This is a genomic window from Tenacibaculum sp. 47A_GOM-205m, assembly GCF_000518405.1.
Taxonomy (GTDB): domain Bacteria; phylum Bacteroidota; class Bacteroidia; order Flavobacteriales; family Flavobacteriaceae; genus Polaribacter; species Polaribacter lutimaris.
Genome location: NZ_JADN01000009.1, coordinates 139,113 through 147,131 on the forward strand (window position 1 = coordinate 139,113; position 8,019 = coordinate 147,131).

Consider the following 8,019-nt stretch of genomic DNA (forward strand, 5'->3'; position numbering starts at 1 on the left):
TTGCACCCTTATGTTGAAAAAAGAAGTACAAGAGTTAATTAATACAGGAGAAATGCTTCCGTTAATGGAAGAGTTTTACACGATTCAGGGAGAAGGAGCACACACTGGTACTGCTGCTTATTTTATCCGTATTGGTGGTTGCGATGTAGGTTGCCACTGGTGTGATGTAAAAGAAAGCTGGGATGCTAATTTACATCCGCCTACAAAAACGGATATTATTGTTAAAAATGCAAAGAAATATGCTGAAACTGTAGTTATCACAGGTGGAGAGCCTTTAATGTGGAGTTTGGATTATATTACGCAACAACTTCAAGAAAAAGGTATTAAAACACATATTGAAACTTCTGGAGCTTACGATTTTTCTGGTGTTTGGGATTGGTTTTGTTTATCGCCTAAAAAAACCAAATTACCTTTGGAACGTGCTTACCAAGAAGCGGATGAATTGAAAATGATTATTCATAATAAAAATGATTTTCAGTTTGCTGAGGAACAGGCTGCTAAAGTTGGTGAAAAATGTAAGTTGTTTTTACAACCTGAATGGAGTAAAAAGGAAAAAATGACACCGCAAATTATTGATTATGTGATGGAGCATCCACAGTGGAAAATTTCCTTACAAACTCATAAATATTTAAATATACCCTAAACAAAAAAGCAACCTAAATAGGTTGCTTTTTTGTTTTTGAAATCAATATTCCTCTTCTAAAAAAGAGTGATTATTTTTCTTCTTTAGGTAAAAGTATTTTACTTAAAGCTTCTTTATCTTTTTTTACTTTTTCCTTTTGCTCTTCAATCTTTTTACTCAACTCACTAAGTCTTTCATTGGTTTTACGAATTACCTCTTCTTTAACCTTAACTTCTTCGTCGGTTATTTCTTTCTTTTCTCTAGATTCTTTAATTCTCTCGTTCGCTTTTTTCACTCTTTCTCTTCCTCTTCTCAAAATATCTTCTCTTTCACGAATATTTCGCTCTTGTTCTTCTATTTTTTCTTTGGCTTCGTTAGATCTCATTTGGCCAAACTCCCTTCCGCTCATTCCGTTTTTATCACGACCGTAAGCATTTCCTTTCCCTTTATATTCTTTCTTATCCTTCTTTTCCTTTAATTTGGGGTCACGATCTTGGTCTTTCGATTTTTCAATCTTCTCTTTTTTACCTTGAGTCTTCTCTTTTTTCTGTTTTGCTTCCTGCTCTAACTCTTCTTTTGCTTCTTTAGCTTTCTCTTTTCCTTTTTGCTTAACTTCTACACTCTTCTCTTTTCCTTTTCCTTGTCCTTGTGCCATTAATTGTTGTGCACCTATGAATGCAAAAAACATTACTATAGATGCTATAATTTTTATGTGTTTCATTGTAATTATATTTTAAGTTTATATACTATCTAACTTTTGTAATTGCTCTTCTACTTTCTCTGCGGCTTCGTTAAGTTTATCCATACCTTCTTCAAGATTCTTTTCTATAGAATCTATTTTTTGAATAGCGGTTTCAACTTTCTTTTCGTCTTCTTTTTTCTTTTTGTCTGTACATGAAATCATAATAAGGATTCCAAATGCTAAAATCAGTAGTTTTTTCATAATTTAATTAATAGATTGGATTAATATACTATAAGACACTTTTATTGTTATAAAGTCACTTTAAATAAGTAAAAAACCAGCATAATGCTGGTTTTTTACTTATATAAGATCTAATTAAGGTTTGATAGTTTCTTCTTTAGCCATTAAACCAAAGAACTTATCTAAATTAGGTAATATTACAATTCTTGTTCTTCTGTTTCTTGCTCTGTTTTCAGCAGAATTATTCTCTACTAAAGGAACAGCACTACCTCTACCAGAAGCTATTAACCTACTTGGATCAACTCCATATTTTTTCTCTAAAAGACGAACAATAGATGTTGCTCTTTTTACACTTAAATCCCAGTTATCTTGTAATACACCTGAATTATATGATCTAGCATCTGTATGTCCTTCAATCATAACGTCCATACTAGGCTCAGAGTTAATGATGTCTGCTAATTTCTTAATTAGTTTATGAGCATTACTTTTAACTCTATAACTAGCTGTATTGAATAACATTTTATCTGATACAGAAATCATTACAACTGTTTGGTCTATATCAATATTTACATCTTCATCGTTTTCTAATTCTGAAGAGTTAATTGACTTTTTAAGATTATAAGCTACTGCAACATTCATAGAATCTTTTAATGTTTTTGCATTAGCTAATTCTGCTGGATCAACATTTTTAAGTGTCTCTCTCATTTTTTCTTTCATAGTGTTAGATATTACAGCTGTATTACCAACCATATCTAACTTAACATTATTTTCTTCTTGCAGCGACTCGTTTACGTCTTTTAACGAGTTAATTTTTTGGTTGTAGTTATCAACTCTTTGCTCAATCTTAGCAAACTTTGCTTCTAATTGCTCTTTTTCTAGAGTTGTTTTTTGCAAGTTACCTCTAGTATCATTGTACTTTTGCTCTAACTCAACATACTTCTTTTTTGATACACACGACGTCATCGTCAAAGCTAATACCGCTAGGGGGATAAATAGTTTTTTCATAATTAATAATAATGATATAATAAGTTAATGTACACCTATAACTTATTTTTTGCTGTAATATTATACTATGCATAAAAAAAATCCCCTTTATTAAAGGGGATTTCTTTGTTTATTAATTTTAAGTTTTAAAAGTTATGAATTATCTCTTATAATTTATGTTAACCTCTTTTTTTGTAGGTTGACAGTTTTCTTCTTCTTTGAAACATTTTCTACTTTCTGGTCTTGAATTATTTGAATTTTTGAAGTTCCTTTTCAAATATTCTAAAAAATTACTTTTTCGTGTAGATATTCTTCTCCTAATTTTTCGTTCTTCAATTTTGTGTCTTCTTTGTATATTCTCTCCTCCTTTTACTATATAGAAATAGGAACGTCTATTTAATTGATATTCTTTTTCTGAACACTTTTTACCATCAACACAATCATTTAAAGGTTTGTCTTCACCATAACCTATAGCACTTTCAATTCTATCTTTAGCTATTCCTCTAGACAAGATAAAATCTCTAGTTGATTTAGCTCTTTCATCAGATAACATTCTATTGTACTCTCTAGGTCCTCTACTATCAGTATGAGATTCTATTTTAATCACTAATTCAGGGTGATTCGTCATAACAGTAACAATGTTTTCTAATTCATACTCGGCATCTTCCCTAATAATTGATTTGTCGTAATCAAAATAAATAGGGTTTATTACGATTTGGTCACCAATAATTAACGGAGTTAACTCAATATTCGTTTTAATTACCTCGTTTCGATTATTTAAAGTAGCTACCTTATTTTTTCCAGATCGATGATCTAATTTTGTTGCTGTAACTGTATAAGTACTATTACAAGGAACTTCTTTAAAAGTATATTTACCATTAACATCTGAAATAACTTCTGCTACAACTTCCTTATTTTTATCAATTAATTTTACAACAGCTGCTTCAATAACTTTATTAGTATTCTTTGCTTGAATAACGCCCTCTACTATTTGAGTACAAACAGGAGGATCTGTATAAATAAAGAAACTATAAATATCATCATCACCTTTTCCTTTTTCTCTATTTGAAGAGAAAAAACCTCTTTTACCATCTTCACTTATAAAAAATGAAAAATCGTCTTTTTTACTATTAAAAGGGTACCCTAAATTTTCAGGTGAAGAAAAAGTACCATCGTCATTTATTTTTGACTGAAAAACATCTAAAAGTCCTAAACCTAAATGCCCATTTGATGAAAAATACAGTACATTATCGCTTCCCACATAAGGAAAAACTTCTTTTTCTGATGTATTAATTGAACTTCCTAAATTAACAGGTATTCCATACTCGTCCTTTCCTTTAATTTCTACTTTATAAATATCTGAATCTCCATAGCCACCAGGCATGTTAGATACAAAGTATAATGTTTTTTCATCTGGACTTAATGCAGGATGACCTGTAGAATATTCATCATTATTAAACGGTAATTCTTTAACATTTACCCAATATCCATTTATGTAGCTAGCCTTGTATATTTTTAAGTTAGAAGTATTTTTTTTACTCTTTCTGGCTCTTTTACCATCTGAATTATTTCTGGTAAAATATATTGTTCTTCCATCTTTAGTAAATACTGGAGTAGACTCATGCAATTCAGAAGATATTGGAGCTTCTAATTTTTGACTGTTAGCTAATACCAATACTGTGTCTTGTTCTCTTCCTTCTAATGTTTGAATATCTTCTTCTGCCTTATAAATATTTAAGAAAGGTTGATTATTCCATTTATAAATATTTTCTCTTTTATCTCCACTTGGAACAGAAGATGAATAATATGATTTTCCATTTAATAAAAATCCTCCAAAATCTGAAAAAGGTGTATTAATTGCCAAGTTTCTTATTCCTATTCTCTTTTCTTGATTAGAATAATCTTGTAAATACCCTTCTCTGTTCAATTCTTTATTTAAATTCCCTTTTTGATTTTCAGCCAACTTTAAAAAAATAGAGTCTGATTTTTTATACTTTCCGTTACTTCTTAACGTTTGAGCATATTTAAATAAGTGTTTATCATCTAAATTATCTTTATAACTAGCTAATAATTTTTCATACCAAACTTCTGCTTCCTCTGTATCTGAATTATTATAATAAGATTCTGCTAGCCTACTTAAAACATGCTTAGATGTGTCTCCTTTAATCAATACTAAATCCTTGTACAGTTTAGCTGATTGCACGTAAGAAAACTCTTCAAAATAACGATCAGCTACTTTTTTACTTTGTGCAAAACTGTTTACTGCCAACATCAATAAGCATGATGCTAGTACTTTTTTAAAATTCATATTTTTCTCTTTTTTTAAAAGAATCTAGGGGATCTATATCTAATATCTTGGAATATCTCGTACTGTAACAATATTTCATGCGTTCCTGAATTTGTTACATTATAATTTGATGTTGTTAAATCGTATGAATATCCTATAAGTAACGAATCATTTACTTGGAAGCCTAAAAGAGCACTTATAGAATCATCCCATCTCCAAGCAAGTCCTGCTCTAAATTTTTCATTAAATAATAAATTTGCAGAAATATCTAATGATAAAGGTGCTCCTGAAACTCCTTTTAGTAATGCTGCTGGTTTAAATTTTAAATCTTCATTAATATCGAAAACATATCCTGCTATTAAGAAAAAGTGCATTCTTTCTACCGCTACCTCTCCTGGAGTTTTGGCATCATAATGTTCCATTCTTAAAATATTTGGAACAGACAATCCTACATACCATTGTGGTTGGTGATAATAAATACCAGCTCCTACTGTTGGTAAGAATTTATTATTTACTGGAGCAAATGAAGGGTCATTTTTATCTGTTTGGGTTCCTTTTGTCCAATCTATATTTAATAACCTACCACCCAAACGTAAACCAAAAGCTAAGTTACCTTCTCTTCCTGTTTGAATAGTATATGAAACATTTCCATCTAAATATATTTCACTTGACGGTCCTACTTGATCATTCATTAAATTAACCCCTAAACCTAAACCAGAATATCCTAAAGGTGTATCATAAGATAAGTTTTGAGTATTAGGAGCTCCTTCAAAACCAACCCACTGCATTCTTCCTAAAGCAGTAATTACAGTGTGCCCTCTAGACCCTGCATAAGCTGGATTCACATTCATGGTATTGTACATGTATTGTGTGTACTGAGGATCTTGTTGCGCATGAATATCTGTAGTTATACAGATACTCATTACACATACTAGTAGTAAACTTATATATAATTTCATTTGGTTAAAACTTTTATTCATCAGTTTGTTTTGTTGTAACATAATCATGTTATCTATTTATATAAATCCAACCTTTTTTAACTTTACTTCCGTTTCCAAGGTCTAAGATATAGAAGTATGTTCCTACAGGCAATTTATCATTAACATTTATATTAGCGCGTCCGTTTGAAATACCTTCGAATCTCTTGTCTTGATTATTATTCGAGTATCCTTCCATTTTAAATACAGTATTACCCCATCTGTTGAAAATTTCAATAGTGTTTCTTGGGAAATTTTCAATACAATCGATATGTAAATAATTGTTTGCAGGGTCTCCATTTGGACTCATCAAGTTATTCACTTTTACACAAGTATCATCGTTGTTTGCATCCCCAAATCCATCAAGCCCATCTACAGGGTTAGGTATCCCGTCTCCGTCAGAATCATCTCCGTCTACTACTCCGTTACCTCCATCAGTAGGATCTGTAGGATTAGAATTGTAATCGGGATTATTAGCATCACCAAAACCGTCTAAATCATCAACACTGTCTGCGATACCATCACCATCTGAATCATCAAAAGGATTGTCTACTTGACCATCTCCATCAGTATCTGAATTTCCACCTTCAACAACATCATTCACTCCATCATTATCACTATCTAAATCTCTATAGTCAGGAATAGTATCTCCATCAGAATCTATAGTTCCTTCATTTCCTCCATTACCTTCTCCAAATTTAGTAGTATCACCATCTACGCTATCAGAAATTCCATCTCCATCTAAATCTGAACCTCCAATATCTTCTGAATTTATAACACCATCTCCGTTAGTATCAAATTCTTCATTCCCTCCTTCAATTACATCGTTAATACCATCATTGTCACTATCTAAATCTCTGTAGTCTGGAATAGTGTCTCCATCTGTATCTGGTTCTTCCTCTTCATCTACTGAAGCATCTGCTTGTCCATCTCCATTTGTATCTGAATATCCAGAGTCTTGAACATCGATATAACCATCTCCATTCGTGTCTAAATCTCCATTCCCTCCTTCTATCACATCATTAATACCATCGTTATCACTGTCTAAATCTAATGAATCAGGAATTCCATCTCCATCTGTATCTACTAAACCATCTCCTTCTTCTACATCAGGAATCCCATCATTATCATCATCTACATCTATAACATCTGCTATACCATCTCTATCTGTATCTTGCAAGAAATACTTTTGTTCAGCGTTAGCTGAGCCTCTGTTTCCTTCTCCATCGGTAGAACTTACATTCGCTTCAACAGTCGTATCTATATCTAAGACTAATTCTACCCCAGGAACACTAATACTAAAGTTTCCACTAGAATCTACTAAACCAGTATAATTATTGCCATTTATTATTAAAGTAACAATATCTCCTACTTTAAAATCTCCTGCTACGGTTCCCGTTACTGTAATATTACTTCCTGCTTCTACACTGTTAATAATATTATCATCCGTAATATCATCTATAGTTATCGTTAAAACTGGTAGTGTTGTATTGATTACTAATTCATCTGCTGTTATATCTGAACAAACTCCATTATTTACTATAACATCATAGGTTCCTTCAAAAATCTCATTACCAACTGGTATATTTAATGTCCAAGTATCATTACTATTATCTACTAAATTACCATCTCCTTCTGAATACATTACTCCGTTTACAGTTACCGTAATTGTATCTACTGAATCTGCAGTTCCTTCTATTACTGGAGTAGTATTATTTGTTGATTGTGAATTTACTGTTGGTACTGAGTTAATTCTTACTTTAACCTCTAATCTTTTAGTACTCTCACAACTTCCTTCTGTTTGACTTGCATAGTATGTATTACCATCTACTAAAGCTTCTGTAGTTCCTAAAGCCATTCCTCCTGTTACTGTTGCATACCACTGAATATCTGTTCCTGTAGCTCTTAAGTCTGCTACTGTTGGATTATCTATTGAACAGAAACTCTGTACTACAACTCCTGTTGGCTCCAATACATTCCTTACCGTGATGTTTAATACTTGGTCTGCTGCACAGTCTGCTCCTTCTATCGTTACTGTTTGACTTCCGTCTGCTCCGTTGTATTCTACGTTGTTTACTGACCATGTATAGGTCTCATCTAAACAAATTGTTACATCCGTTACTACCGCCGATGGTTCTGGCGTTACCGTTAATGTAAAGTCTACATCTGTGGCTGTTACACATTCTCCAGCATCTGGTGTAAAGGTATACGTACCCGTTGTCGTATT

At 31.9% G+C, this 8,019-nt stretch carries 7 protein-coding genes; 1 reads left to right on the forward strand and 6 read right to left on the reverse strand.

Annotated features, from left to right (window positions below; translation table 11 throughout):
• Positions 1–10: 10 nt before the first annotated feature.
• Entirely contained in the window at positions 11–643 is a 633-nt protein-coding gene (locus tag N534_RS0111300) for a 7-carboxy-7-deazaguanine synthase QueE (protein WP_028892596.1), read from the forward strand.
• A gap of 70 nt (positions 644–713) precedes the next feature.
• Here N534_RS0111300 and N534_RS0111305 read toward each other — a convergent pair whose 3' ends face one another.
• The 6 genes from N534_RS0111305 to N534_RS0111330 all read right to left on the reverse strand — a co-directional run.
• Positions 714–1,343, reverse strand: a complete 630-nt coding sequence (locus N534_RS0111305; RefSeq protein WP_156025606.1) for a hypothetical protein — start codon at positions 1,341–1,343, stop codon at positions 714–716.
• Positions 1,344–1,361: 18 nt separating this feature from the next.
• A complete protein-coding gene (locus N534_RS15345; RefSeq protein ID WP_156025608.1) occupies positions 1,362–1,565 on the reverse strand; it encodes a hypothetical protein in 204 nt (67 codons plus the stop codon).
• 114 nt (positions 1,566–1,679) lie between these two features.
• Entirely contained in the window at positions 1,680–2,549 is an 870-nt protein-coding gene (locus N534_RS0111315) for an OmpA family protein (protein WP_028892598.1), read from the reverse strand.
• Between the two features lie 139 nt (positions 2,550–2,688).
• Positions 2,689–4,836, reverse strand: coding sequence for an OmpA family protein (locus N534_RS14740; RefSeq protein ID WP_081728313.1), 2,148 nt, complete (start codon positions 4,834–4,836; stop codon positions 2,689–2,691).
• Positions 4,837–4,850: 14 nt separating this feature from the next.
• The gene (locus N534_RS0111325) at positions 4,851–5,774 is read right to left on the reverse strand and encodes a type IX secretion system membrane protein PorP/SprF (RefSeq protein ID WP_028892599.1); all 924 of its coding nucleotides are present in this window, start codon (positions 5,772–5,774) and stop codon (positions 4,851–4,853) included.
• Positions 5,775–5,823: 49 nt separating this feature from the next.
• Positions 5,824–8,019, reverse strand: a 2,196-nt coding sequence (locus N534_RS0111330; RefSeq protein ID WP_028892600.1) for a T9SS C-terminal target domain-containing protein, incomplete at its 5' end; no start/stop codon positions are given.

Excerpts from the sequence above, each read along its gene's own strand:
- N534_RS0111315 (WP_028892598.1), bottom strand. The coding sequence starts at position 2,549 with ATGAAAAAACTATTTATCCCCCTAGCGGTATTAGCTTTGACGATGACG.
- N534_RS0111300 (WP_028892596.1), top strand. The coding sequence starts at position 11 with ATGTTGAAAAAAGAAGTACAAGAGTTAATTAATACAGGAGAAATGCTT.
- N534_RS14740 (WP_081728313.1), bottom strand. The coding sequence starts at position 4,836 with ATGAATTTTAAAAAAGTACTAGCATCATGCTTATTGATGTTGGCAGTA.
- N534_RS15345 (WP_156025608.1), bottom strand. The coding sequence starts at position 1,565 with ATGAAAAAACTACTGATTTTAGCATTTGGAATCCTTATTATGATTTCA.
- N534_RS0111325 (WP_028892599.1), bottom strand. The coding sequence starts at position 5,774 with ATGAAATTATATATAAGTTTACTACTAGTATGTGTAATGAGTATCTGT.
- N534_RS0111305 (WP_156025606.1), bottom strand. The coding sequence starts at position 1,343 with ATGAAACACATAAAAATTATAGCATCTATAGTAATGTTTTTTGCATTC.